Origin of the sequence: Citrobacter sp. MGH 55 (genome assembly GCF_016906145.1) — a bacterium.
Classification (GTDB): Bacteria; Pseudomonadota; Gammaproteobacteria; order Enterobacterales; family Enterobacteriaceae; genus Citrobacter_A; species Citrobacter_A amalonaticus.
This window is the reverse complement of the sequence record NZ_CP070239.1, coordinates 2,583,049-2,583,422: the sequence shown is the minus strand read 5'-3', so window position 1 is coordinate 2,583,422 and position 374 is coordinate 2,583,049. Positions and strand designations below refer to the sequence as shown.

Annotated in this window: 1 protein-coding gene; it reads right to left on the bottom strand. The window is 55.9% G+C overall.

Translation table 11 applies throughout. The annotated features are described in order from the left end of the window. Positions 1 to 356: DUF550 domain-containing protein (locus JTI98_RS10270; RefSeq protein ID WP_216082239.1), on the bottom strand; the 356-nt coding region annotated here is incomplete at its 3' end. Positions 357 to 374 lie beyond the last annotated feature (18 nt).

The following is a 374-nucleotide window of genomic DNA, read 5'->3' as shown; positions in this document are numbered from 1 at the left end:
TTGATGTGTAGTCGTGGTTCACCGTCCTTCGGCTCAGGCCACTGGCGCGCCATGTTCACCTTCAGCTTTTCTTCCATCGCTGCTGTGATTTCACCATCGCAAATACCAGCGCGCCGCTGGGCGTCCCATAACAGGAACTGCATATCAGCCCACTCGCTGAGGTCGTCAGGTTCGGCTGCGGCCTCCAGCGCCTCTTTTGAGAGGTGCTTAAGCGGTCCGACTGGTCCGACATTACCGAACGTCTTATCTGACCATTCGGCGTGGCGCTGCCGGATTAAATTGCGCAGTTGGAGTGATGCGGCTTTTTCTTTTGGCAACTCATCACGATTACTTACAGGTTGGCTACCCTGAAGCATTGAGGCGCGGCAGGCGTT